Annotated in this window: 22 protein-coding genes; 9 read left to right on the top strand and 13 right to left on the bottom strand. The window is 64.4% G+C overall.

What is annotated here, in order from left to right; all coding sequences use genetic code 11:
• Window positions 1–40: 40 nt before the first annotated feature.
• The 6 genes from DX03_RS20405 to DX03_RS07965 form a co-directional block, all read right to left on the bottom strand.
• On the bottom strand, window positions 41–667 hold the full coding sequence (locus DX03_RS20405) for a TetR/AcrR family transcriptional regulator (RefSeq protein WP_051598785.1): 627 nt from the start codon (window positions 665–667) through the stop codon (window positions 41–43).
• The gene (gene fabF / locus DX03_RS07985) at window positions 664–1,941 is read right to left on the bottom strand and encodes a beta-ketoacyl-ACP synthase II (protein WP_038687786.1); all 1,278 of its coding nucleotides are present in this window, start codon (window positions 1,939–1,941) and stop codon (window positions 664–666) included. Before fabF ends, DX03_RS20405 begins: the two co-directional genes overlap by 4 nt.
• A 36-nt stretch (window positions 1,942–1,977) precedes the next feature.
• On the bottom strand, window positions 1,978–5,043 hold the full coding sequence (locus DX03_RS07980; RefSeq protein ID WP_038687784.1) for an efflux RND transporter permease subunit: 3,066 nt from the start codon (window positions 5,041–5,043) through the stop codon (window positions 1,978–1,980).
• Window positions 5,040–6,152: an efflux RND transporter periplasmic adaptor subunit gene (locus DX03_RS07975; protein ID WP_038687781.1), complete on the bottom strand. Its 1,113-nt coding sequence runs from the start codon at window positions 6,150–6,152 to the stop codon at window positions 5,040–5,042. Before DX03_RS07975 ends, DX03_RS07980 begins: the two co-directional genes overlap by 4 nt.
• Window positions 6,153–6,214: 62 nt before the next feature.
• Window positions 6,215–6,844, bottom strand: coding sequence for a TetR/AcrR family transcriptional regulator (locus DX03_RS07970; protein WP_038687780.1), 630 nt, complete (start codon window positions 6,842–6,844; stop codon window positions 6,215–6,217).
• Between the two features lie 156 nt (window positions 6,845–7,000).
• On the bottom strand, window positions 7,001–7,582 hold the full coding sequence (locus tag DX03_RS07965; protein WP_038687778.1) for a TetR/AcrR family transcriptional regulator: 582 nt from the start codon (window positions 7,580–7,582) through the stop codon (window positions 7,001–7,003).
• 175 nt (window positions 7,583–7,757) lie between these two features.
• Between DX03_RS07965 and DX03_RS07960 the strand changes: the two genes are divergently transcribed.
• The 4 genes from DX03_RS07960 to DX03_RS20400 all read left to right on the top strand — a co-directional run bounded on the left by DX03_RS07960 (window position 7,758) and on the right by DX03_RS20400 (window position 12,102).
• On the top strand, window positions 7,758–8,855 hold the full coding sequence (locus DX03_RS07960; RefSeq protein WP_038687776.1) for an alkene reductase: 1,098 nt from the start codon (window positions 7,758–7,760) through the stop codon (window positions 8,853–8,855).
• 61 nt (window positions 8,856–8,916) lie between these two features.
• Window positions 8,917–9,699 carry an SDR family NAD(P)-dependent oxidoreductase gene (locus tag DX03_RS07955; protein ID WP_038687774.1) on the top strand — a complete coding sequence of 261 codons (783 nt, stop codon included), beginning with the start codon at window positions 8,917–8,919 and terminating at the stop codon, window positions 9,697–9,699.
• Window positions 9,696–10,697 carry an NADP-dependent oxidoreductase gene (locus DX03_RS07950; protein WP_038687773.1) on the top strand — a complete coding sequence of 334 codons (1,002 nt, stop codon included), beginning with the start codon at window positions 9,696–9,698 and terminating at the stop codon, window positions 10,695–10,697. Before DX03_RS07955 ends, DX03_RS07950 begins: the two co-directional genes overlap by 4 nt.
• Before the next feature lie 757 nt (window positions 10,698–11,454).
• Window positions 11,455–12,102: a hypothetical protein gene (locus DX03_RS20400; protein ID WP_185753485.1), complete on the top strand. Its 648-nt coding sequence runs from the start codon at window positions 11,455–11,457 to the stop codon at window positions 12,100–12,102.
• Window positions 12,103–12,199: 97 nt separating this feature from the next.
• On the opposite strand, the gene DX03_RS07940 is transcribed toward DX03_RS20400, so the two are convergent.
• The 4 genes from DX03_RS07940 to DX03_RS07925 all read right to left on the bottom strand — a co-directional run bounded on the left by DX03_RS07940 (window position 12,200) and on the right by DX03_RS07925 (window position 13,864).
• Window positions 12,200–12,439: a hypothetical protein gene (locus DX03_RS07940; RefSeq protein ID WP_038687772.1), complete on the bottom strand. Its 240-nt coding sequence runs from the start codon at window positions 12,437–12,439 to the stop codon at window positions 12,200–12,202.
• An 87-nt stretch (window positions 12,440–12,526) separates the two neighbouring features.
• A complete protein-coding gene (locus DX03_RS07935; protein ID WP_081797185.1) occupies window positions 12,527–12,826 on the bottom strand; it encodes a SymE family type I addiction module toxin in 300 nt (99 codons plus the stop codon).
• 374 nt (window positions 12,827–13,200) lie between these two features.
• Window positions 13,201–13,560, bottom strand: a complete 360-nt coding sequence (locus tag DX03_RS07930) for a helix-turn-helix domain-containing protein (protein ID WP_038687770.1) — start codon at window positions 13,558–13,560, stop codon at window positions 13,201–13,203.
• Window position 13,561: 1 nt separating this feature from the next.
• Window positions 13,562–13,864, bottom strand: a complete 303-nt coding sequence (locus DX03_RS07925) for a type II toxin-antitoxin system HigB family toxin (RefSeq protein WP_038687768.1) — start codon at window positions 13,862–13,864, stop codon at window positions 13,562–13,564.
• A 191-nt stretch (window positions 13,865–14,055) separates the two neighbouring features.
• Between DX03_RS07925 and DX03_RS07920 the strand changes: the two genes are divergently transcribed.
• From DX03_RS07920 to DX03_RS21485, 3 genes are read left to right on the top strand one after another with little or no spacing between them, the layout of a single operon-like run.
• Complete coding sequence (locus DX03_RS07920) at window positions 14,056–16,194, top strand: TonB-dependent siderophore receptor (RefSeq protein WP_038687766.1); 2,139 nt, start codon at window positions 14,056–14,058, stop codon at window positions 16,192–16,194.
• A gap of 8 nt (window positions 16,195–16,202) precedes the next feature.
• On the top strand, window positions 16,203–17,333 hold the full coding sequence (locus tag DX03_RS07915; RefSeq protein WP_051598782.1) for a PepSY-associated TM helix domain-containing protein: 1,131 nt from the start codon (window positions 16,203–16,205) through the stop codon (window positions 17,331–17,333).
• Window positions 17,330–17,455, top strand: a complete 126-nt coding sequence (locus tag DX03_RS21485) for a hypothetical protein (RefSeq protein WP_280512940.1) — start codon at window positions 17,330–17,332, stop codon at window positions 17,453–17,455. The genes DX03_RS07915 and DX03_RS21485 overlap by 4 nt, the downstream gene beginning before the upstream one ends.
• Before the next feature lie 210 nt (window positions 17,456–17,665).
• On the opposite strand, the gene DX03_RS21140 is transcribed toward DX03_RS21485, so the two are convergent.
• A complete protein-coding gene (locus DX03_RS21140; protein ID WP_185753484.1) occupies window positions 17,666–18,070 on the bottom strand; it encodes a hypothetical protein in 405 nt (134 codons plus the stop codon).
• A 76-nt stretch (window positions 18,071–18,146) separates the two neighbouring features.
• Here DX03_RS21140 and DX03_RS07910 point away from each other — a divergent pair, with 76 nt between their 5' ends.
• Together DX03_RS07910 and DX03_RS07905 are read left to right on the top strand one after the other, a co-directional pair.
• On the top strand, window positions 18,147–19,985 hold the full coding sequence (locus DX03_RS07910) for an EAL domain-containing protein (RefSeq protein ID WP_081797184.1): 1,839 nt from the start codon (window positions 18,147–18,149) through the stop codon (window positions 19,983–19,985).
• Window positions 19,986–20,071: 86 nt separating this feature from the next.
• On the top strand, window positions 20,072–22,225 hold the full coding sequence (locus tag DX03_RS07905; RefSeq protein ID WP_051598781.1) for a methyl-accepting chemotaxis protein: 2,154 nt from the start codon (window positions 20,072–20,074) through the stop codon (window positions 22,223–22,225).
• A gap of 138 nt (window positions 22,226–22,363) precedes the next feature.
• Here DX03_RS07905 and DX03_RS07900 read toward each other — a convergent pair whose 3' ends face one another.
• Together DX03_RS07900 and DX03_RS07895 are read right to left on the bottom strand one after the other, a co-directional pair.
• Entirely contained in the window at window positions 22,364–23,041 is a 678-nt protein-coding gene (locus tag DX03_RS07900; RefSeq protein ID WP_038687764.1) for a ChrR family anti-sigma-E factor, read from the bottom strand.
• Entirely contained in the window at window positions 23,038–23,613 is a 576-nt protein-coding gene (locus DX03_RS07895) for a sigma-70 family RNA polymerase sigma factor (protein WP_038687762.1), read from the bottom strand. Before DX03_RS07895 ends, DX03_RS07900 begins: the two co-directional genes overlap by 4 nt.
• Between the last annotated feature and the right edge of the window lie 359 nt (window positions 23,614–23,972).

Here is a 23,972-nt window from a genome sequence, read left to right as displayed (position 1 = left end):
CAATGACGGAGAAGTATCCGCAGCACGCGCCAAGACCGCGTCAAAATGCGCGCGCGCCTGGCAGTGGCGCCGCGTAGGCCCGCAGGAAAAGCGCGACGGTTGCGTCGGGCCCGGACACCGGCCTGGCCCCTTGGGGTAAGCCGTGTTCTGTGAGGAGCAGCCTCAGGAACTTCTCGCTGTCTGCAGCGTGGGTCGGGCGGCTGGACGCCTTCGTGAATGCGTCTTCTGCAAGTCTGAAATACGGTGCAAGCATCGCGTTCCAGTGTTCCCTGTAGACATCGCTGGCCGGACCAGAGTGCGACAACGACCGGCAGAACGCCTGGCACGACCCATCTGCCGCCAATCGCCCGATGCCGTCAGTGATACGCATCAGCGCGTCGCCGAGATCGGCAACCCCGTGCATGTCCAGCGCGCCTGACGGCATCGATGCCAGGTGGCCGTCCATGACCGACCTGTAAAGCCGCTCCTTGTCACGATAGTGCGCGTAGAGGGTGACCTTCGTGACACCACAGACCGTCGCGATGCGCCTCATCGTTGCCCGCTCAAAGCCCTCCTCCGCAAATACCGTGGCGGCTCTTTCACGGATGCACCGCCTGGCGCTCTCCCTCGCCCTCTCCCAGCGCAGGCTGGTTTTGCTTGCGCAACGGGTGGAGGCCGCGGTGTTCACAGGCGCCGGAACAGCGCGCTGGCATTCACGCCGCCAAAACCGAACCCGTTGGTCAGGGCGAACGCCATGTCCGCCTTCCGCGGCACGCCGCCTACGATCGACAGTCCTTCGGCCAGCGGATCCGGACGTATCAGATTGAGCGTCGCCGGCGCGGTCTGATCACGCAGAGCAAGCACGGTGAAGATGGCCTCGATGCCGCCCGCCGCCCCGAGCAGATGCCCGGTGCTGGATTTGGTGGCAGAGATCAGAAGATCAGGTCGGGTACCAAACAGCGCGCGCATCGCCGCAAGCTCTGCCCGGTCGCCCACCTGGGTGGAGGTGGCATGCGCGTTGATGTGATCAACCTGCGCCGGCGCAATGCCGGCCTGCGCCAGCGCGATCTCCATCGCCCGCCGCGCCCCGCTGCCGTCCTCGGGCCCAGCCGTCAGGTGGTAGGCATCGGAGGTCGTGCCGTAGCCAACCAGCTCGGCCAGCGGCGTGGCGCCACGCGCCAACGCATGGTCCAGGCGCTCGATCACCAGCAACCCCGCCCCTTCGGACATGACAAACCCGTCCCGCTGCTCATCGAAGGGGCGAGAGGCTGCCTGCGGTGTGTCATTGAACGACGTGCTGAGCGCCTTGGCGGCTGCGAATCCACCCAGGCTGACCCGGTGCATCGCCGCCTCCGCCCCACCGCACAGCGCGATGTCCGCCTCACCGGACCGGATGAGACGCGCCGCATCACCAATGGCCTGGACGCCCGCCGCGCAGGCCGTGACGGGCGCGCCCTGCGGGCCCTTGAACCCGTAACGGATCGACGCCTGCCCCGCCGCCATGTTGGCCAGGAAGGTCGGTGCGGTGAAGGGCGACAGCCGGCCAGGCCCGCGGCTGTCGGTGGTGTGGACGGCATTGACGATGGATCCAAACCCGCCGATCCCGGTGGCAATCACGGTCGCCGTTCGCAGCAGCCCGCGGGCATCGGCGTCCTGCCACCCCGCCTGCTCAAGCGCTTCGTGGGCGGCGACCAACGCGAACTCCACGAACCGGTCCATCTTCTTGAGATCTTTCGGCGCGATGATGCCGGTCGAATCGAAGCCTCCGTCGGGATCTTGAATGCGATCAGGCACGCGGCCACCCACTTCACAGCCGGTGCCCGCCGCAAGCTCGGCGCCCAGCGACCCGATCCCGGAGCGCCCGGCCAGGAGGCGCGACCAGACGGTCTCAACCCCGCAGCCAAGTGGACTGACCACGCCCATTCCGGTCACTACGATGCGATCTTTGTCGGCACTGCTCATACATCACTTCCCATATAAAAGAGGTCCGGGCCAGAGTCAGGCTACGGGGGTCGTTTCCGCTCGGACCTTGAACCAGATGGCGTACATCGCCGGCAGGAACACCAGCGTCATCACGGTGCCGGCGATGGTGCCGCCGATCAGCGTGTAGGCCAGCGTTCCCCAGAACACCGAATGGGTCAGTGGAATGAAGGCCAGCACCGCCGCCAGCGAGGTCAGGATCACCGGCCGCGCACGGTGAACCGTGGCCTCGATGATGGCGTGGAAGGTCTCCATGCCTGCTTCTTCGTTCTCGTGGATCTGACCGATGAGGATGAGCGTGTTGCGCATCAGGATGCCCGACAACGCAATCAACCCCACCAGCGCGTTGATGCCGAACGGCTGCTGGAACAGCAGCAGGGTTGGCACTACGCCAATCAGCCCCAAGGGACTGGTCATGAAGACCATGATCATCGCGGAGATGGACCGCACCTGTAGGATGATGATCAGCAGGGTCACCGCCAGCATGATCGGGAACAGCGGCAACATCGCACTCATTGCCTTGCCCGATTCCTCGATGGACCCGGCCTGGGCAATGGCGTAGCCCTCGGGCAGCGAGGCAATGAGGGGCTCAAGCTGCTTGCTGATCGCAGCGGATACGTCCGGTGGCTGCAATGCGTCGTCAATATCACCGCGCACGGTGATGGTGGGTACCCGATCGCGACGTCGCAGCACCGGCTCTTCCATCCGCACCTCGACCGAGCCGATCTGGGACAGCGGCACGCGCTGGCCCGCAGCACCGACCAACGTGAAGTCCGCAATCCGCGCAGGGTCCAGGCGCGTGTCCCCGCCGGACCGAGCGACAACCTCGACGGTGCGGATGTCCTCGCGCACGGCAGTGACCGGCACCCCGCTCAGGAAGAACTGCAGTTGCTGCGAGACAGAGGCAGACGTCATTCCCATGGCTTGCAGGCGGTCCTGATCCAGCGTGAAATGCAGCGTCGGCGTGCGCACGCCCCAATCGGTGTTGACCGTACGCATCATCGGACTGGCGTGCAGGGTCTGCTCGACCTTGGCCGCAATGCCACGGATGACGTCCGGATCCGGACCACTGACCCGATACGCCACCGGGTAAGGCGAGTAAGGCCCGAACACCAGCTGGGTCACGCGCACACGCGCCTCGGGCGCCAAGCCCTCCGCCACCGCCTGACGCAGGCGTGCTTTCAAGGCATCGCGCTGTGCCTGGCTGTCGGTACGCACCACGATCTTGGCAAACGCCGGATCGGGCAGTTCCGGGGAAATGGCGAGATAGAACCGGGGCGCGCCCTGACCGATGTAGGCCGTGACGATCTTCGCTTCTTCCTGCACAGCGAGCCACTGCTCCACCTTCCTGGTGGCCAGGTTGGTCTGTTCGATGGCCGTGCCGTAGGGCATCTGCACTTCGACCAACACCTCCGGGCGATCGGAAATGGGGAAGAACTGCTTTTTCACCAGCCCCATGCCCACCACGGCAAGCACGAACAGGCCGATCACCGAACCTGCGGCAAGCCACTTGCGAGCAATCACGCGCGCCAGGATCGACCGGAAGCGGTTGTAGCGCGGGGTGTCGTAAAGACTGCTGTGACCGCCTTCCACAGTCTTGAGTTCAGGGAGAAGCTTCACCCCCAGGTACGGCGTAAAGAACACCGCGACCACCCACGACACGATCAGCGCGATGCCCACGATCCAGAACATGTTGCTGGTGTATTCGCCGGCGGTGGACCGGGCAAAGCCATTGGGCATGAAGCCCACCGCAGTCACCAGGGTGCCGGCCAGCATGGGCGCCGCCGTATGGCTCCACGCGTAGGCCGATGCCTTGACCCGGCTATAGCCCTCTTCCATCTTCACCACCATCATTTCGATGGCGATGATCGCATCGTCCACCAACAGGCCGAGCGCCAGGATCAGCGAGCCGAGTGTGATGCGGTCAAAGTTCTTGCCGGTTGCGGCCATCACCATGAACACAGCGGCCAGCGTCAGCGGCACGGCGGCCGCCACCACCACACCCACGCGCCAGCCCATGCTGACAAAGCACACCAGCATCACCACCAGCAGCGCGGCGAAGAACTTCATCATGAACTCGTCAACCGACGCGCTGATGTTCACCGCCTGATCGGTCACCTTGTCCAGTGCCATCCCGACCGGCAGCCCCTGATTGATCTTCTTGACCTCCGCGTCGAGTGAGGCGCCAAGATCCAGGCCGTTCCAGCCGTCCCGCATGACGATGCCCAGCAACATGGCAGGCTCGCCACCGTTGCGGATCATGAAGGTCGAGGGATCTTCATAGCCACGCTTCACGGTGGCGATGTCCTGCAGTTTCAGGGTCTTGCCCTGCGCGACGATGGGCGTATCGCGGATCTTTTCCAGCTGATCCAGCGCGCCATCCAGCCGAATGAAAATCTGCGGGCCCTTGGCCTCGACCGAGCCTGCAGGGGTCAGGGCGTTCTGTCCGTTCAGCGCCCCGAACACGTCCTGCGGTGTTATGCCCAAGTTCGACAGCCGTTCGTGTGACAGCTCCACGTAGATGCGCTCGGACTGCTCACCGATGATGTTGACCTTCTTTACCCCAGGCACGTGCAGCAGGCGCTGGCGCAGGGTTTCGGCATCGCGCGCCAATGCGCGGAAGGGTTCGCCCTTCGCTTTCAACGCAAACAGCGCAAACGTGACATCCGCGTACTCGTCGTTGACCATCGGGCCGATCACGCCTGCGGGCAGGTTTGCGGCCTCGTCCGCCATCTTCTTGCGCGCCTGGTAGAACTCTTCCTGCACCTGCGACGGTGGCGTGCCGTCCTGCAACGTCAGTGTGGTGAAGGACAAGCCAGGCCGGGTGTGGGTTTCGCTGCGGTCATACCAGCGCAGCTCCTGCAGGCGCTTTTCCAGCTTCTCGGCGACCTGGTCCTGCATTTCCGTTGGCGTAGCGCCCGGCCAGGCCGTCACGATGGTCATGACTTTGACGGTGAACGCGGGGTCCTCTGCCCGGCCAAGCTGGAAGAACGACACGATGCCGGCAACCGAGATCAGGAAGATCAGAAAGACGGTGATGGCGCGCTCGCGCACCGCAAGCGCCGACAGATTGAACCCACTCACCGCTGGGCTCCGGTTGCCACTGCGCGCTTGGCCGTGCCGGCCTGGCGAACCACCTGCCCTTCGCGGAGCAGGTGAGCGCCTAGAGCCGCCACGCGATCCGATGCCTTAAAAGCCCCCTCAACCAACGCCTTGTCATCGCCCAGTTGCTTGATGGCTACCGGCGTCCACTTGGCCTTGAGCGGTTCACCCCCGATCACCCAGACACCGGGTCCGGTGCCAGGATCGAACAGGGCGCCCAACGGAACCTCCACACCTGCCGACGCGCCGGCAGCTGCTGCACCGCCAAGTTCAACCGTCACCGTTGAACCCAGCGGCAGCGCCGTGCTGCCCTCTTCCAGGGTGTAGCGGGCTTCAAACGTACGGGTTGCGGGGTCGGCCGATTCAGAGAGCACGCGCAACCGCGCGGGGATCGTGCCGCTTCCGCCGAACGACGACGCGAGGGCCACCGAACCAATCTGCGGACGAAGTGTCTCGGGCAGCTGGACGACCGCCTCTCGGCTGCCCGCACGGGCAAGCCGGGCAACCACCTGCCCCGCCGCCACAACCTGACCGGGCTCAGCAGAGATGGTCATGACCACCCCGTCGGCATCGGCGACGAGCGCGGTGTAGTGGCTGGCATTGCGCGCAACCCGGGCCTGGGATTCGGCCGCTTTGAGTGTCGCAGCCGCCGCGTCGGCCGCCGCTTTGATCTGGTCGTAAGACGACCGTGACACCACGCCCTTGGCCGCCAGATCGCGATACCGCGCTTCATCCGCCGTGGCCTGCACGCTTTGCGCACGGGCGGCGATGACGGCCTGCTGCTGGGACGCCGCGGCCAGGTTCAGGTCGTTGGGATCGATCCGGTAGAGCACATCCCCGCGTTTGACCGTCTGCCCGGTTTCGACCAAGCGCTCAGTGACCTTGCCGCCCACCCGGAAGGCCAGATCGCTCTGCACCTTTGCGGCGATGGTGCCCGTAAACGTGCGCGCGTTTCCCGCGCCCGGTTGCACATGGGCAACGCGGACGATGGGCGGCGCGGTCCGGGGGTCGATGTCATCCGACGTTCCGCAGGCCGCAAGGAACAACGGAACGACACAGGGGATGGCTGTGAGTACAAAACGGCGCCGCATACGGTCTTCCGGAGTGGGGTATCCGGAGGCATTCTGTTCCTAGTGACCGTTTTCGTCAATAGTCACTTTCGTTGCGGGACAATACTCCTGAGCACCAGCTCCTGCAAGGCCGTAGGCGCTTCCGCGTGCAGAGCCGCCAGGTGTGGAAGCGTCACTGGATTCAGATAGGGAACCAGGACCTGGTAGACCGCATGGCTGGTCGCTTCGAGCGGCGTCGCGCGCTCAAAGACGCCGGACGCGCGTCCCTCTTTCAGGATCTCTTCCACAAGCTGCCGGATGCGGTCTTTGTAGGCCTGGGTCGAGGGCCATTGATCCGTCGCGGCCGCCACCGCGATTTCATAGAGGCGACGATCCTGGAGGAACAGGCGAAGACTGGCCTCCACGATCACGGTAAACAGCACCCGCAGCCTGTCAGGCGGCGCTTGAACCCCCTCCAGGGCCGCATGCACCTCGCCTTCGATCTGCGCCAGGCAATTGGTGCAGATGACCTCCCCGATGGCCTGCTTGGAGGCAAAAAACTTGTAGATGTAGGCCTTGGAGAAGCCGATGGCCTTGGCCAGGTCAGACACGGTGGTCTTGTCGTAGCCGTAGTGACTGAAGTGCGCGGTGGCGGCCTCGATGATCTGCGTGCGCACGTCGTGCTCAGCGGGGCCACGCCCGGCATCGAGCGCTGCGGAGGATGAAGTAGACATCGGTGAAGCGTAGCGCTGCGCGGTGACGCGGGCAAATAGTGACCAATCGGGTATGGGTTTACCCACGGCCGTTGTTGATTCCCGTGCGGCTTCTCAAGTCGCCATCCCCACAGGGGCCGCGCGCTTACCTGCGCAGCTCATCCCTGAAGCACGGCCTCAAGCCGCAGGTGCGTCCGGCAGCCGCGCCAGTATGTCGTTCCGACAGGCGTCCAGAATCTCGTCGGCCAGTGCCGCATCGTCCGGGCAGGACCGCGACAACACCACCGCGCCCACCGCCTGCGCAATCAGCGCGATCCGCCGCGCACGGCTGCGCTCGGCGGCGGCCGCATCAATCTGGCCATCGCGACCTGAGCCGTCTTCCAGCTGCGCGTCGATACCAGTTGCAAACGCAGCCTTGACCGACGCCGGCTGACGCGCGGCATCCGTGCACAGTGCCGCCATCGTGCAGCCTTGCCCCGGTGCATCCCGGTGTTCGCGGGACAGGTAGTAGGTCAGGAAGGCGCGCAGATCGGTCCCGGCCAATGCCTCGGCGGATGTCGCAAAGCCACAGGCGGCCGCTTCCGCCATCAGGTCGGCCTTCGACCCGAAGTGCTTATAGAAGCCACCGTGCGTAAAGCCCGCGGCCCCCATCAGGTCTGCCACGCCCACGCCGTCGTATCCCCGCTCCCGGAACAGGGTGGAGGCGGTTTCGACGATGTGCGCCCGGTTGGCCTGCGCCTGTGCCTTGGTGACCTTCATGAACGATGCCCTGCAACGCTGTGCTGCGGAAGTACGGCACTTTACCACACTTAGATTACGTACATCATCAAACCATTGACATCTAAGATTACGGTCATCATCATTGCGTCACCCCTACCCCGGAGCGGGCTTCGCCCTCCGCAACGCCCCCTCAACGATCACGACCCCACACCCCATGACGACCCCGACGCTCTTCCAGCCCTACCCCCTAGGCCCGATAACGCTGGCCAACCGCATCGTGATGGCCCCGCTGACGCGCAACCGCGCCGGCACCGGTCTGGTGCCCAGCCCGCTCGCCGCCACCTACTACGCCCAGCGCGCCTCGGCCGGCCTGATCATCACCGAGGCCACCCAGATCTCGGCCCAGGCCCAGGGCTACCAGGACACGCCGGGGCTCTACACCCAGGTCCAGATCGACGGCTGGCGCGCGGTCACCGATGCCGTGCATGCCCGCGGCGGGCGCATCTTCGTGCAGCTGTGGCACGTGGGCCGCATCTCGCACGTGGCTCTGCAGCCCGGCAATGCCGCACCCGTCTCCGCCTCGGCCATTCGTGCGCAGACCAAGACCTTCGTGCACAACGGCTTTGTTGATGTGTCCGAGCCGCGCGCATTGGCGATCGACGAGCTGCCGGCCATCGTCAACGACTTCCGCCAGGCCGCTGCCAATGCCATCGCCGCCGGTTTTGACGGCGTGGAAATCCACGGTGCCAACGGCTACCTGCTCGAACAGTTCATCAAGGACGGCGCCAACCAGCGCACCGACGCCTACGGCGGCTCCATCGAGAACCGCGCGCGCCTGCTGCTGGAGGTCACCGCCGCCGTCGCCGAAGAGATCGGCGCGGACCGCACCGGCGTGCGCATTTCCCCGGTCTCGCCGGCCAATGCCATCGCCACGGTCAGCGACCCGCAGCCGCAGTACGACTACATCGTCGACCAGCTCAGCGCGCTGGGCATCGTCTACCTGCACGTGGTTGAAGGCGCAACCGGCGGCCCGCGCGACGTTGCGCCCTTCGACTTCGATGGGCTGCGCGCCCGCTTCAAGGGCACCTATCTGGCCAACAACGGCTACGACCTGGACCTGGCCAGCGCACACCTCGCCGAAGGCAAGGCGGACCTGGTTGCGTTTGGCCGTGCCTTCATCAGCAATCCCGATCTGGTGGAACGCCTGAAGACCGGTGCGCCCTTGAACGCATTGAACCCCGCCACGTTGTACGGCGGCGGCGCGGAGGGCTACACCGACTACCCCGCATTGACCGATACGACGCCGCAGTAAGCCGTTCGACAGCGTCGCGCTGCCCCCCCTTCTCCGCCCACCCAATTTCAAGAGACACACCATGAGCCTGCTTCCCACCGTCCTCATCACCGGCGCCTCCAGCGGCATCGGCACCGTTTACGCCGAACGCTTCGCACGCCGCGGCCACGACCTGGTACTGGTCGCGCGCGACAAGACGCGCCTGGACACGCTGGCCGCCCGCCTGCGCCAGGACACCGGGGTCGCCGTAGACGTCCTGCCGGCCGACCTCACCCAGCCCACCGATCTGGCCAGCGTGGAAACCCGCCTGCGCGACGATGCGCGCATCGGCATCCTGATCAACAACGCGGGCATCGCCCAGTCCGGCGGCTTCACCGCGCAATCGGCCGACAGCATCGATCAGCTGGTGACGCTGAACACCCTCGCCCTGACGCGCCTGGCCGCGGCCGTTGCACCGCGCCTTGCCAACGCCGGCGAAGGCGCCATCGTCAACATCGGCTCGGTGGTGGGTCTGGCGCCCGAGCTCGGCATGTCCGTCTACGGTGCGACCAAAGCCTTCGTGCTGTTCCTGTCGCAGGGGCTCAGCTTGGAGCTGTCGCCCAAGGGCGTCTACGTGCAGGCCGTGCTGCCTGCCGCCACGCGCACCGAGATCTGGGAGCGCGCCGGCATCGACATCAACACGTTGCCGGAAGTGATGGATGTTGGCGAGCTGGTGGATGCCGCCCTGGTCGGCTTCGATCGTCGCGAAACCGTGACCATTCCGCCGCTGCATGTGGCCGCACGCTGGGACACGCTGGAGGCATCGCGCCAGGGCCTGCTCTCGGACGTCCGGCAGGCGCAGGCTGCGGAGCGGTATCGCGCATGAAAGCCTTCCTCATCGACCGGTATGGCAAGAACGAAACGGGGCACATCGATGACGTGCCAACGCCAGTGCTGCGCGATGGCGATGTGCTGATCCGCGTGCACGCGGCCAGCGTCAACGCGCTGGACCCCAAGATCCGGCGTGGCGAATTCAAGGTGATCCTGCCGTATCGCCTGCCGCTGATTCTGGGCAACGATCTGGCCGGTACGGTGGAGCGTGTCGGTGCTGCGGTTTCCCAGTTCAAGCCGGGCGATGAGGTATATGCACGTCCCGACGATGATCGCATCGGGACGTTCGCCGAGTTCATCGCGGTCAGCGCCACATCCGTGGCACTCAAACCCCACAACCTCACCATGGTGGAGGCCGCCTCGCTGCCGCTGGTCGCGCTGACCGCGTGGCAGGCGCTGGTCGAAACCGCCCAGCTGAAACCGGGTCAAAAAGTCTTCATCCAGGCGGGCTCTGGCGGCGTCGGCACCGTGGCGATCCAGCTGGCCAAACACCTTGGCGCGTTCGTTGCCACCACTACCAGCACGCCCAACGTGGCGTGGGTGAAGGCGCTGGGCGCGGACGTGGTCATCGATTACAGGCAGCAGGATTTCGCCACGGCACTACGCGACTACGATGTGGTGCTCAACAGCTTGGGCAAGGATGAACTGGAGCGCTCGCTGCAGATCCTCAAGCCGGGTGGCCATCTCATCTCCATCTCGGGCCCGCCCACGCCCACCTTTGCGACCGCGCGCGGGTTGGCCTGGCCGCTCAAGCAGGTCATGCGCCTGCTCAGCCGAGGCATCCGCAGCAAGGCCAAGAGGAAGGGGGTGACGTATTCCTTCGTCTTCATGCGGGCCGATGGGGCGCAGTTGGGCACCATCACATCGCTTGTTGAGTTTGGTGCGATCGCAGCGGTCATTGATCGGGTGTTCCCGTTCGAGGACACGCAGGGCGCGCTGGCGTATGTGGAGAGTGGGCGGGCGAAGGGGAAAGTGGTGGTGGAGCTGCCGTAGTTGGATCGCCCCCGCTGTACGTGCCATCCAGCCCGTAGATGCCGGTCAGGGGGACCGGCGATCGCGGCTCTCTTCTCACGCCCCTCCCTGCCCCTCCGGCCCCGGCAAAGCCAGGCGGGCACACGGGCGCTCTGGCTCCGGCCGTCGCGGCGGCCTATGATGAAATCCAGACCCAGGCCCGCGCCGTCACCCCATGGGCCCTCAATGCGAACGCGTGAGCATGCCAAATACAGGGCGGTTCTATCTGTTTGAAGTGAACGTGCAACCAGGTCGGCCGGACTCTGACGAGGAGCCCAGGGTGCTCAGTGTCCAGGCCGAATGTCTTTCCTGCCATCACGTCACCACTGCCGCTGCCCCGCCGAGCCTCGTGAACATACCGGGCGGAGGCGCGGTGCTGGAGTGCCCAGCGTGCGGAAGCCGTCAGGCGATCTCGGCTGCGCGTTTCGTGGAGTTTTCGCAACGGTCCGCTGGCGGCCCTGCGTCCCCGGATGCACCGCCGCAGTGATTCAGCCGCAGCGGCTGACACGTGTTCGGGACGTTGAATCAAGGCACCTCTCTCGCGGCTCCTTGACTGCCGCTTGGCCATTGGCCTGCCACTGTCCATAGGCCGCCTGCGTTGCGGACGATCTCCATCCTGGAGCCACGCGCTGTTCTCCTGCGCGATCGACGCTGGGCGTTTCACAGGATCCAAGCGTGTCAATGGCGATCATGCAGCTAGCGCGTGCCCCTGCGTCGGCCCTACGGAATCCAGCCCATCGTGCTTCAGAACCTGCTTCATTTCGCCCCGCTGATAACCGCCGCCATGACCTGCGTGACGGCGCTGATCTGGGTGGTTTACCTGAGTTTCTTCCTGCGCAGCTACCGACGTCAGCAGCGACCGTCCATTCTGATCACATCAGGCGCCGGCAAGGATCTGGACGCGCACTGCTTCGTGACCAATCTGGGATTGGAACCGGTGTATCTGCTTGACGTGGTCATCGACCTGATTGAGCCGGATGGCAGGGTCGTTCGCGCGGTCATACCCGAGCGCACTGAGCGCTGGAGCCAGGATGTTCCGGGCGACGACGACGATGTCCGCCGTGCGACCAACGTCGGCTCGCTCACCAGCGGCGGCGAACGAGACCTGGGCCGGTTCCGTACGCTTATCGAGCGCGCCAGCAAGGAGAATCCGGAGATAGCGTCTGAAGGAGTTTTCACCAGTCTGGAAGTGACCGTGGTGACGGTCACCGCGAGCCAGGCAGAGCTGTGCGGGGCGTCGCGCTGCTACCGGATCGACCACCGTACCGATGGCCGCCCTCGACTGCGGGCAACAACCATCAAGGCCAGGCAACTGCAAGGGTACTTCGCGCGCCGCAGCCTGACGCGCCTGCTGACCGCCCAGCTCCGATCAACGGCTATGGGCTGATCGGTTGCGTCCTGCGCCTTGCCGGACAGCTTGCCGAACGCATCAATGAGCTCGGCAAGCTGGTCCGTTTCCGGGCAAACACAGAGCGGTGCCGCGCTCACCCCGTGCCAAACGGACAGCAGTGCCACCCCTGCTGCCGGTGCGCCATCTCTTCCAGATCCCGGTCTGCGCCTGCAGCGTCCAGCGCCTCCCCTGCCCCCGCATGACGCGCCACATACTCCCGCATCAACGCTTGCAGCACCTGTGTCGCCGGGCGACGCTCGCGTGCGGCCGCTTGCTGGAAGCTGGCGCGTAAGCCGGCGTCCATCGTTACCTGCATGAAGACACTCTCGTTCATGAGTTCCTCCTACTGCTGGATAGTGAAATAGGATGCAATCCGCACGGCAGTGCCGTGCTGTGCCCGCCTGCTGGCAGCACGTCCCGATCAGCCGGCGGTGCGCTGCAGCTTCCTGGGGATCTTCTTGGGCACCACCACCGGGCGCTCCACCACCGTAAGGGTGATGCAGCCGGGGCGGGTTTCAATTTTCAGGCGTGCGCCTACGTCGAAGCCGAGCTTGTCCAGCCAGCGGCCGCGAAGGCGCACGTAGGGAATGACCTCCTCGCTGCCGTATTCCTCGCGGGCGGGATAGTGCTGCGCGCCCACTTTGCAGGTGGGGGCCGGGCGAGCGTACGGCTTGCGCTTGGGCGGGACGAATTCGGGCCGGGTCACCCAGGACCTGTGCATGTTGGACCTCCTGTAGGGATCGCCCTCGCCGGGATGGCGAGGGTGTCGGGAGGCTAGAAGCCGATCGAAGCTCGGTGGGCGTATTTCCGCAAGGGTGTTGTATTAGCCACCCTCCCGACTCAGGACGTCCAACTTACACTCTTCAAGGAGCTTCTAGACTCCGATGCACACCATGCGCGTTGATGCGGAGGATAGGAAATTGCTTGTTTCTTTTGAACCGCGAAATTTGGTTCATTGCCTCTACGCCGACTGGAGAATGAGCATGCACACGCTCCGGCGCAAAGGCAGTCCAGAAGGCACCGTTGGTCCAACAAGCCCCCATGCCAATCCGCGATGAACCTGAAGAAAACCCCGCCGAAGTGGGGTTTAGCGCATCAGGCACCAATCAAACTCTCTGCCGGGATCCCAAGGTTCTTGTGCAGGTTGCGAATCATCTCTATGGACAGGCCGCGCTTTCCGTTGAGCACTTCATACACGCGGTTTGGCTTGCCAATCGATGCTGCAAGATCTTTCGGCTCAAGCCCGGCTTGCTCCATCCTGAACTTGATGGCCTGGATCGGATCCGGCGCGTCTATAGGGAACTGCTTGGCTTCATACGCCTGGATGAGCGTGGCCATCACGTCCAGGTATTCCCCTTCCGGGCTATCAGGCGCGGGGTCAGCCTCCACAAGCTTGGAGATCGACTTCAGTGCAGCCTTGTAATCAGCAGGGGTGCGAATGGGGGAGATGTTCATCTCAGTCAACCTCTATGGTTGCGGCATCTATCTGATCGTATTCGGCGTGCGTGCCGATAAACTTCACGTAGACAATGCCTATTTGGTAAGCGACCGCCACGATCAGGCGGTGGTCGTTGCCCTTGATGTTGAACACCACTCGGTTATTGGCAACGAAGCTTGCATTCCGGTAGGCGTTCTTGATGTCCTGCGGCGACTTCCACGTGGCCGCCTTCGCCTCGTCATGCCACGCCTTCAAGGGCTGCTCGGCCGGCGGGTTCGCCTCCCAATAGTCCCTGAGCGTGGCAACGGCGATGACCCTCATGTCGCAATAATAGTCCCATTTTGGGACTTGTCAAGACGATCGACCACTGCGCAAGGCGGGTTATGCCGCCAGCTCAGCCAAGAGGCGGCAGGACGGTTGGTGCGAAGCAGGCCGGATCTCAGGCCCATCCGCCAACACCCCCCGCCCACATGTTAATCTTTCTCATTCGCACCTACCCCTCCCCGCCCCCGATGACCCGCCCGTCGCTTCGCCCCTCTGCCCTGGGCCTGTCCCTGACCCTCGCCTGCCTTTCGGCCCACGCCGCTCCCCCCTCCTCCCCCGATGTGCAGCAGCTCGACGCAGTGCAGGTGCTCGGACGCGCCCAAACCCTCTACCGGGTGGACGACGCCACGGTGGGCACGCGGACGGACACGCCGCTGGCGCTGGTGCCGCAGTCCATCCAGGTGGTACCGCGTGAGCTGATTGAAGACCAGGCGGCCCGCCAGATCACCGATTTGTACCGCAGCATCAGCGGCATCAGCTTCTTCAGCTATGCCGGCGTCACCCTGCGCGGCTTCCGCCAGGAAAACGTGCTGTATGACGGCTTGCGCGGCGACCCCTATGCCGGCTTTTCGGTGCCGCAGCTGTTCAACATCGAGCGCGTGGAAGTCCTGAAGGGACCGGCCGGCGCTCTGTACGGCGGCGGTGATGCCGGGGGCGTCATCAACTACGTGACGCGCAAGCCCAAGGCCACGTCCGAGCGCCGTATCGAACTGCAGGCCGGCAACAACGATTTCCGGGCGGCGTCGATCGAGGCCACCGGGCCGCTGAACACCGCGGGCAGCGTGCGTTACCGCGCCGGGCTGTATGGCGACACCGAACAGGGCGTGCGCTGGAACGCGGACAGCGAAAGCGTGATTGGCGATGCATCGCTGGCCTTCGACGTGGGCGACACCGGCGAGTTGACCCTGCAGTTCACCGACATCACCCAGAACCTGGGCGGCAACCGCCTGCGTGGCGTGCCGGTGGACGACAACGGCAGTTTTCTCACCGACCGTCGCTGGAACCACAACGAAGCCACCGACTTTCTCGACATGCGGGCCAAGGTTGCGCTGGCGCAGTACCGCTTCTCGCCGAGCACCAACCTGGACGTGGATGTGGGTGCACGCTGGTTCGAGAACAACGAACACCAGATCTACCACGAGCCGATGGGGCTGATCGACCGCAACCGCGACGGCGTGCCCGAGTGGATGACCCGCCAGCTGCGCAACCAGATCCGTGACAACGATGCATTCACCGCCAACGGCAACGCGGTGTGGCGCGTCAGCACCGGCAGCATCGAGCACAAGGTGCTGTTCGGCGCCGATGTGTTCCAGCAGGATGCCGACTTCACCGCGCAGACCGCCAACAGCGCGGATCTGGCGCGGGGTGCTGGCCCGGTGCCGGGCATCGACCTGTTCAACCCGGCGTATGGCGCAAGTTCGTGGCGCGACTACAACCTGGCCGCCCTGCCTTGGCGTAGCACGAGCACGCGCAGCAAGCGCTATGGCGGCTACCTGCAGGACGAACTGACGCTGACCCCGCGCTGGCATGTGCTGGCCGGACTGCGCTGGGACGGGTTCAAGGACGATGACCGCCTTGCCGGCACCAGCGTGGACGGCAACGACATCAGTTGGCGGCTGGGCAGCACATTTACCGTGCGGGAAGGCGTCAATGTCTACGCCAACATCGCCAGCGGCTTCATGCCCCAGAGCGCGGCCAACCAGAGCGCCGAGGCGGGCGGCCCGTTCGATGCCGAGCGCAGCAAACAATGGGAAGTCGGGTTGAAATCCCTGCTGGCCGAGCGTGTGACCCTGAACCTGGCCGCGTACCGGATCGACCGCAGCAATATCGTGCAGGCCACCGGCGAGATCGTGGACGGCGTCAACCAACTGGCCGCCCTGGGCCTGGTGCGCAGTACGGGCATGGAGCTGGATCTGCTGGCCGATGTCACCGACCGCTGGGTGCTCAACCTGACCTACGCCTACAACGATGCGCGGGTGAAGGATGCTGGCAGCAACGGCATCACCAATGCCTCCGGCGACCGCTTCGCCAATGCGCCGCAGAACAAGCTCGGCCTGTGGACACGCTACGACCTGCCGGCGATCAACTCCGCCATCGGCTTCGGCGCCGACTACGTGGATGAGCGCGTCAGCCTGGATGGCCAACGGGTCAAGCCGTACACCGTGTTCGACATGAGCTGGAAGACGCAGTGGCAGCAGTGGCAGTTCCAGGCCAACGTCAAAAACCTGTTCGACAAGGTCTATGCGGCCAGTGGCTTCACCGAGCGCACCGGCCACTTCCCGGGTGAGCCACGCCGCGTGTACGTGCAAGTGGCGTACGCCTTCTGAGCCCGCCCATGCGCCAGCCTACGCCAGCGCACCCCAACCGCCCTGCGCGCAGCGGGAGTGGGCGCCGGCTGTGGTTCGACCTGCACAGTTGGCTGGGTCTGAAGCTCTGCCTGTTCATGGGCTTTGTCTGCCTTACCGGCACGCTGGCGGTGTTCTCGCAGGAGATCGACTGGCTGCTGCACGCCCCCATGCGCGTGGCCGATGGTGGTGAGCACGCCGGCTGGGGGCCGGTCATCCATGCCGCGCAGGCGGCACATCCGGACTGGGAACTGGAAGGGATCTCCGCCGGCCACACGCGCCTGTTCGCGGCGCGTGCGCAGATGCGCCTGCCCGATGGCAAGCGGCGCTTTGTCTGGATCAACCCCTACACCGCGCAGGTGACCGGCGACACGGGCTGGTTCAATACGCAGCGTCTGCTGCGCAACACCCATCGCCACCTGATGCTGCCGGTGGCCTGGGGCGTGCCGCTGGTAGCGGCGCTGTCCATCCCGTTGCTGCTGTCGCTGTTGAGCAGCCTGTACATCTACAAGAAGTGGTGGCGCGGTTTCTTCAAACGGCCCGACCCCTCACGACCGCGCCGCTTGTGGGGCGATGTCCATCGCTTGGCCGGGGTGTGGTCACTCTGGTTTCTGCTGCTGATCGGGGTGACCGGGGCGTGGTACCTGATCGAATCGCTCGGCGGCGATGCCCCGGCCGCGCCGACCATGCGACTGGCCAAGGGCGATGACCGCGCTGCCGCCGTAGATCCGGCCGCCGTGGACGCTGCGGTGCAGAGCGTTCGCCAGCAATGGCCGCGCCTCGACATCCTCGGCGCCATCCCCGCACGCGATGGCGGCAGCATCCTCTTCCTGGGGGAGGCCGACGCCTGGCTGGTGCGGGAACGGGCGAACAATATCGCCGTAGACCTGCACACTGGGCAGGTGATCGGCATGCATGACGGCCGTGCGCTGGGGGTCCATCAGCGCATCGCCGAAATGGCCGATCCCCTGCACTTCGGCAGCTTCGGCGGTTGGCCCATCCGACTGCTCTGGTTGCTGGCCGGCACGCTGCTGACCGGGCTGTGCTTCACCGGCGTGTATCTCTACGGACTTCGCACAGTGGATTCGCTGCGATCAGCAGCCAAAAGGCGGCAGACATGAGTCATGAAAAGCTACCCGGCCCCTGGCGCACGGCGTGGCACGGCATGGGTCGCTGGCGCTGGCTGTGGCTGGCCCTGCTGCTGGTGTGGGCGTCGCTGGTGCCGCTTGAGGCCATGAAGTAGCGGTGCTCACACAGCGCCATTGCTCGACAGGATAAGCACGCGCATCGGCCGGCCCTCGGTCCACGTCGGTTGCCGGTGCGCTGACCCGCTGGCATAGGCCCTGCCACGGCCGTCAACCGAACGGGGCGGCAACGCATCGAATCAATCCCATCACGGCTAGCCAGAAATCCGACACGTTCGGCAGCAAGAACTGGCCAGGGAAGAATGACCTCAGGGTTGGTCCCTGGTCGCCTGGAGAATGACGGTGAACTCGCCTGGCTCCTTGAAGTCTGCCGCTACAAAACGCAGACGTAAGGACCGCAGCCGCCATTCGCGCAGTGGTGCGAAACACCACTGGCAAGCAACGAGCACCTTGCCGACGTGTCGCCGATGACCATTCCGGCCGACGCGCCGCGCGACATTCTGCGTCACCCCCCTGACCTGATGCGTCAATACCATGACCCGCAGCGTCACCCATACGTCGCGCGCGCCGCAATGGCTGCTGTAAAACCGACGCCCGTCCTGAACATCTGACAGCGCAGATGCAAGGCACTGAATCCAAACGCCCACTGCGTTCGTACAACGGTGGCTGTTGAGCGAAACACGGAATGAACCCCCGTGGGTGCCCTTGACCATCCCCCCTTCCTGCGACCGAGCTCCGATGTGCCCTCCAGTTACCCCAGAAGACGAACGACGGGCAGCCCTCAGCGCGATGCAGGTCGCTGACGTAGACACCGTACCGTCGCTGGACCGAATCACGCGCCTTGCGAGCTATGCCTTCAACGTACCTGTCGCGTTCGTCTCCATCCTGGGGGATGTGAAGCAGCACTTCGTCTCGCAGATTGGATTGCCGGTGCAGGAAACAAGCATCCGCGCCTCCATCTGCGCGCACGCGATGACGGCCAATGGCGTGCTTGTGGTCTCCGATCTGATGGCCGATCCGCGCTTCCAGAACAATCCGCTGGTCACCGACGCGCCGCATCTTCGCTTCTATGCAGGCGCCCCCTTGATCGCAAAGAACGGGGTGGTCATTGGCGCGCTCTGCATCATGGACAGGGAGCCCCGCGACTTCCCGTACATCGACCAGGAGCAATTGTCGGCGCTGGCGCACCTTGTGATGGCACAGCTGGAGCTGCGCAACATGTCCGGCCGCCTGGATCCTGTCAGCGGCCTGCCCAGCCGCCACCAGCTCCATGCCGACTATCCCGGGATCCTCGCGCGCACGCCATCCGGAACACGCTACGCAGTGGCGGTAGATGTCCTCGACCTTCCGCGTGCGACGGAGGTAGGGCAAGTACTCGGGCTGCAGCCCATGGAGGTCCTGATCCGGCGCGCCGGCGTACGGCTGCGCGCGGCCCTGGAGGGGATTGCCACGATCTACCACGTGGGCGTCACCCAGTTCGCGTTTGTGGTCAACGTGCCCTCAGCCCAGCACCTCGAATACCTGATTCTGGAGCTGAGGGACAAGATGCTGCGCCCGCTCATGGCGGCTGCAGTTCCCATGTCACCGAGCTTCCACGCCGGCATCTGCGCTGTTGTCGATGACGATCAAAGCAGCCACGACCTCCTGCGCAAGCTGCTTGTCAGCGTCCACGGCGCGTTCGATGCCCGCCAGTCATTTCTCTGGTACTCCGAAGGTCGCGACGCGCAGATTCACCGTGGCTACCAGCTTGCGTCGGACGCGAAGCAGGGACTTCTCGATGGCGACTTTCATCTCGAGTACCAGCCGCGGTTCGGCGCCCAGGGGCTCAAGCCGGTCTCGGTGGAAGTGCTGATTCGTTGGACCCACCCTACTCTCGGCGCCATCAGCCCCCGCGAGTTCATACCGATATTCGAGCGAACGGCATTGATGGACCTGGTGACGGACTGGGTGCTGGACAGTGCGCTGGATCAGCTTCAGGCATGGCTGGCGCAACGGCGGCAGATTCCCCTGTCCATCAATATCTCCAGCGGCTTTCTCTCCAGCGTTGGCGCGTGGGACACCATCGCCGAGAAGCTCTCCAGCAGGGCCATCCCGTTCTCGATGATCGAGTTCGAGATCACCGAGGGTGAGTGGCTCATCCCGAACTCCACTGCGGTTGGACAGATTGCCGCCATGGCAGGTGCTGGGGTCAGAATATCCATAGATGACTTCGGCAGTGGCTACAGCAACTTCAGCTACCTGTCCGACCTTCCGGTCCACACGATCAAGCTCGACAAATCGCTGATCGATTACGTTGCCACGGATCCGCGTTCGAGAGCCAAGGTCTCCGCCATCCACCACTTGGCCCATGAACTGGGCTACCTCACGGTTGCCGAAGGTGTCGAACGCCAGGAGCAGCTCGATGTCCTGAAGGGCCTGGGCTTTGATCAGATTCAGGGCTACCTGCTAGCCGCGCCTGCGCCCGCCCTGAAGGTAGCGGAGCTGTTCGAGCCCGTCGCCGAGCACGTCAGTCCGGCGGGCCACGCTCAGACGCAGAGCGAAAAGGTGACCCCCATCCAGCCGCACCGTTTGATCGCAAGTGAGTTCGCACCACGCCAGCAGCGCGTTGCACGTCGCACCTACACGTAACACCCTCCAGGCAATGCGTTGACATGCAGCACTGCAGAAACGAACACCCACCTCCCTGACTCGTACGTTCGCCTTAGGACTCCACCATGCAATTCGTAAGGAATCTGCGCATTGGCCAGCGCATGGCACTCGGCTTCGCTGCTGTCATTGGCCTGATGGTCATCATCGCCGTCATCGGAATCCATAGGGTCAACCTTATCGAACGGGACCTCCATTCGATCAACGAGGTCAACAGCGTCAAGCAGCGCATGGCCATCAATCTCAGGGGCAGCGTGCATGACCGCGCCATCGCCCTGCGTGACGTGGTGCTGTCCGATGACAGCCAGGGTAGGACGGAATCCATTCAGGGCATCGACGCGTTGGCGCGTGACTACGCAGCCTCTGCAGCACCCATGTCGGCGATGCTGGCCTCAAGCACAGATGCCAAAGAGACCGCGCTGTTGAAGCGGATCGAGACCAATGAAGCCAACGCGCTGCCGTTGCTCTCGCGTGTCATCGCGCTGCGCGATGCGGGCGATTTCGAAGCGGCAAAGTCGCTGATGCTCAGCCAGGCGAAGCCGGCATTCGTCGCGTGGCTGTCATCGATCAACGCATTCATCGACCTGCAGGAATCAAAGACCGCCGCCACGTCCTCGCAGCTGACGGCAACGACGCGTGGTTTTGCGATGCTCATGATCGGCGCGACGCTTCTGGCATTGGTGCTGGGCAGCCTTATTGCCGTCGCGTTGACGCGCAGCGTGGTCCGCCCGATGGGCATGGCCCTACGGGCCGCAAAGGATGTCAGCGAAGGCAGGTTGGATACCCCGCTGGTCTCCGATCGACGCGACGAAGCAGGCCAACTGCTGCTCGCCATGGAGCAGATGCGCCAGCGCGTCAGAAGCGTGATCTCTGACCTGGGGGAGATGACCCATCGGCACGCGCTTGGCGAGATCAGCCACCGGATGAATCCCGAGGCTTATCCGGGCGAGTTTGGTGTCATGGTCAGCGACACCAATGCCATCGTTGCCGCGCATATTTCCATCAAGATGCAGCTGGTGCGTTTGATTGGCCGCTACGCTGTGGGCGACCTCTCCGGCGACATGGAGCGACTTCCCGGCGAGAAGGCGATCATTACCGAGACCATGGACCAGGTGAAGGCCAACCTGTCCTCCATCAGTCGTGACATACGTGAGCTCACGCAGGCGGCGTCCGAGGGAGACTTCTCGGCACGTGGCACGCCCAGCGACTATCAGTATGACTTCAGGACCATGGTGGAGAACCTCAACGGCCTTATGGGCATTGCCGAGCAGAATCTCGCCGACCTCTCCGCATTCCTCAACACGGTGGCCTCCGGGAACCTGGGCGCGCGCATGGAGGGAGACTTCAGGGGCGTGTTCGCCACCATGGGCGCGGATGCAAACAAGACCGCGACCAATCTGGCCGATATCGTCCGCCGCATCCACAGCGCATCGGAGGCCATCACTGGCGCAGCAACCGAACTGTCCAACGGTAATCGGGACCTGTCACAGCGAACCGAGCAGCAAGCCGCAAGCCTGGAGGAAACCGCCGCGTCGATGGAGGAGCTGACCTCCACGGTCAAACAGAACGCATCCTCTGCCGACGAGGCCCATCGCCTGGCGATCGAGGCCGCGGCGGTCGCCGGCCGTGGTGGTCGGATCGTGGGTGAGGTCGTGAGCACGATGGCCGGCATCGAATCCTCTTCCCGGCGGATCGCGGAGATCACCTCGGTCATCGACAGCATCGCCTTCCAGACCAACATTCTTGCCCTGAACGCAGCCGTGGAGGCCGCACGTGCGGGCGATCAGGGCCGGGGCTTCGCGGTGGTGGCATCGGAAGTGCGCAGCCTGGCGCAACGGGCGGCCAGTTCGGCCAAAGAGATCAAGGACCTCATCGATGATGCCGGCGCAAGGATCGCCGAGGGCTCCACCCTTGTCACCACGGCAGGTTCCACAATGGACGAAGTGGTTTCAAGCGTTCAACGGGTCACGAGCATCATGCAGGAGATTTCGTCCGCGTCGCGGGAGCAATCGTCCAGCATCGAACAGGTCAACGGGACCATCGGCCGTATGGATGAGACCACGCAGCAGAATGCGGCTCTGGTGGAAGAAGCCGCCGCAGCGGCCACAGAGCTGGAGACTCAGGCGTCTGGGCTTCGCGAGGCGGTGTCGGTGTTCAAGATCTATAGGGCGATAGCGCCTCGAGCTACGGCACCTTACCTGCGTGCTGTCGCTGCCCAGTAGCGTGAAGAGCGAACACCTCGCCTACTGACCATGGCGACCTGCCATCGTTCACTATCAAGGGCCGCTCCGGAGCGGCCCTTGATGCTGTATTGGTCAAGGCGGTTCCCGGCTGGCAGCGCCTCGTGAACCTCGGCGCGACTACAGGTTCAGCACCTTCTGCAGCTTCCGGGCGATCCACCCCCTGAAGACCAGCGGGGCATCCAGCGCGCAGACACAGATGCAGGCGACACCCGGGGTCGTCACGGGCTGGTGCTCCACATCTTCGCCCAGGTCTGCCGCATCCCCGGGTGCGAAATGCCCAAGCGCGTCATCGTAGGCCCCTTGGAGAATCTGCGTCAGCTCACTGTTTCCGTGGCTGTGCATGGGCAGGGATTTGCCGGGGGCTATCTTCATCATGATGAGAGAAGGAAGGCCGGGTGCCCTGATGCAGTGCACGCCAGGTGCCATCCAGTTCCATTTCAGTGACCGGTAGGACGATCCAAAATGGGGCTGAAGCGCTGCAGGCAGACGGTCCACGTCATCGCGTGCGGGCCTCTCCCCCATGGGGGAGAGGCCTTGCTCGCCTCTCGAAGCGGGAATGCGGTCGAGCTTGTCCACCATCGCCTGGCGCAAGGCGGCTTGCGTGTCTTTCCCGGGCACGGGGCACGCCTGCTGATCCAGGAGCAGGCCACCGATCCTTTCAGCCAACCGCAACTGCTGACGGCAGTGGCCGCACGACTCCATATGGGCCGACGCAACAACGGACATCTCAGGGCCCAGTGAACCCGCCGCAAAACCCAGGACGGTGGCCGGATCCAGATGGTGACGGGGACTCATCGCTGCTCTCCCATTGATGACTGAAGCTGAAGAAAGGCACGGCGTATGTGCGACTTGACGGTGCCTAACGGCATGCCGAGTTCTTTGGCAATCTCAGTGTGGGTTTTTGCTTCGAAGTAGGACATGCGAATCAACCGCGCTTGTGCGGCAGACAGTTCGCCCAGGCACTGCCTGAGCCGCACCTGTTCAGCGTGCAGCTCCGCCAGAGAATCCTGTTGAACGTCGTGCTCCGCGGCCTGGTCCACGACATCCTGGGCATGCACCCATATGTGTTCACGCCGGACCCGATCAATGTGCAGGTTCCGGGCGACGCGATAGAGCCAGGTGCCCAACCCGCTTCTAGCAGGATCGTAACGCTCGGCGCCATTCCACAGCTTGAGCATCGCTTCCTGGGCCAGGTCTTCTGCGACGACCGGGGGGGCCCCCAACCCACTCAGGTATCGGCAAAGGCGCGGCATGAAATAGTCGTAGATCCTCATGAAGCAATCGCGATCCTGGCGTCTGGCCACGCCATCCATTTCGGCGACCCATTGCTTCAGCTCGTGGCTTTGTGAGGGAGGAACGGAGATCATTCGAGCAACCTGAAAAGGGCGATGTCCGTGGCGCGAGGGGCGCTGCCTGGATGGCAGTCAACGGCCGAAGGAGCAGCGCATTCGAATTCAACCCCTTTATACGATCAGGACGCCTTTCTGGATGCAGCTGAATGGGACGGAATGACGGTCAGAGCTGTCGTCTTGTTCACATCCATGAACTGCACCCCACCTCCCCCAATGGCAACCTGACTGCGCAATCAGTGTAATCCGTTGATCCATGGCTGGTGGCCTGGTGCCCGAGCGTTCGGCCGTCGACCAGCGGCCAGTCGCCGCGACCTCTGAGCGCGCACATTCGGTGCTGTCGCGCCCCACCGCGGACAACCAGTATCCGTTCGAGC

Source organism: Stenotrophomonas rhizophila (assembly GCF_000661955.1).
Lineage (GTDB): Bacteria > Pseudomonadota > Gammaproteobacteria > Xanthomonadales > Xanthomonadaceae > Stenotrophomonas > Stenotrophomonas rhizophila.
This window is presented reverse-complemented; position numbering and strand designations above follow the sequence as displayed.

Coding starts and splice junctions, on each gene's coding strand:
- DX03_RS07905 (WP_051598781.1), top strand. CDS start 20,072: ATGCAATTCGTAAGGAATCTGCGCATTGGCCAGCGCATGGCACTCGGC.
- DX03_RS07910 (WP_081797184.1), top strand. CDS start 18,147: ATGCAGGTCGCTGACGTAGACACCGTACCGTCGCTGGACCGAATCACG.
- DX03_RS07955 (WP_038687774.1), top strand. CDS start 8,917: ATGAGCCTGCTTCCCACCGTCCTCATCACCGGCGCCTCCAGCGGCATC.
- DX03_RS07975 (WP_038687781.1), bottom strand. CDS start 6,152: ATGCGGCGCCGTTTTGTACTCACAGCCATCCCCTGTGTCGTTCCGTTG.
- DX03_RS07915 (WP_051598782.1), top strand. CDS start 16,203: ATGCGCCAGCCTACGCCAGCGCACCCCAACCGCCCTGCGCGCAGCGGG.
- DX03_RS21485 (WP_280512940.1), top strand. CDS start 17,330: ATGAGTCATGAAAAGCTACCCGGCCCCTGGCGCACGGCGTGGCACGGC.
- DX03_RS07900 (WP_038687764.1), bottom strand. CDS start 23,041: ATGAGTCCCCGTCACCATCTGGATCCGGCCACCGTCCTGGGTTTTGCG.
- DX03_RS07950 (WP_038687773.1), top strand. CDS start 9,696: ATGAAAGCCTTCCTCATCGACCGGTATGGCAAGAACGAAACGGGGCAC.
- DX03_RS07920 (WP_038687766.1), top strand. CDS start 14,056: ATGACCCGCCCGTCGCTTCGCCCCTCTGCCCTGGGCCTGTCCCTGACC.
- DX03_RS07970 (WP_038687780.1), bottom strand. CDS start 6,844: ATGTCTACTTCATCCTCCGCAGCGCTCGATGCCGGGCGTGGCCCCGCT.
- DX03_RS21140 (WP_185753484.1), bottom strand. CDS start 18,070: ATGGTCAAGGGCACCCACGGGGGTTCATTCCGTGTTTCGCTCAACAGC.
- DX03_RS07925 (WP_038687768.1), bottom strand. CDS start 13,864: ATGAGGGTCATCGCCGTTGCCACGCTCAGGGACTATTGGGAGGCGAAC.
- DX03_RS07960 (WP_038687776.1), top strand. CDS start 7,758: ATGACGACCCCGACGCTCTTCCAGCCCTACCCCCTAGGCCCGATAACG.
- DX03_RS07940 (WP_038687772.1), bottom strand. CDS start 12,439: ATGAACGAGAGTGTCTTCATGCAGGTAACGATGGACGCCGGCTTACGC.
- DX03_RS07895 (WP_038687762.1), bottom strand. CDS start 23,613: ATGATCTCCGTTCCTCCCTCACAAAGCCACGAGCTGAAGCAATGGGTC.
- fabF (WP_038687786.1), bottom strand. CDS start 1,941: ATGAGCAGTGCCGACAAAGATCGCATCGTAGTGACCGGAATGGGCGTG.
- DX03_RS07930 (WP_038687770.1), bottom strand. CDS start 13,560: ATGAACATCTCCCCCATTCGCACCCCTGCTGATTACAAGGCTGCACTG.
- DX03_RS07935 (WP_081797185.1), bottom strand. CDS start 12,826: ATGCACAGGTCCTGGGTGACCCGGCCCGAATTCGTCCCGCCCAAGCGC.
- DX03_RS07965 (WP_038687778.1), bottom strand. CDS start 7,582: ATGAAGGTCACCAAGGCACAGGCGCAGGCCAACCGGGCGCACATCGTC.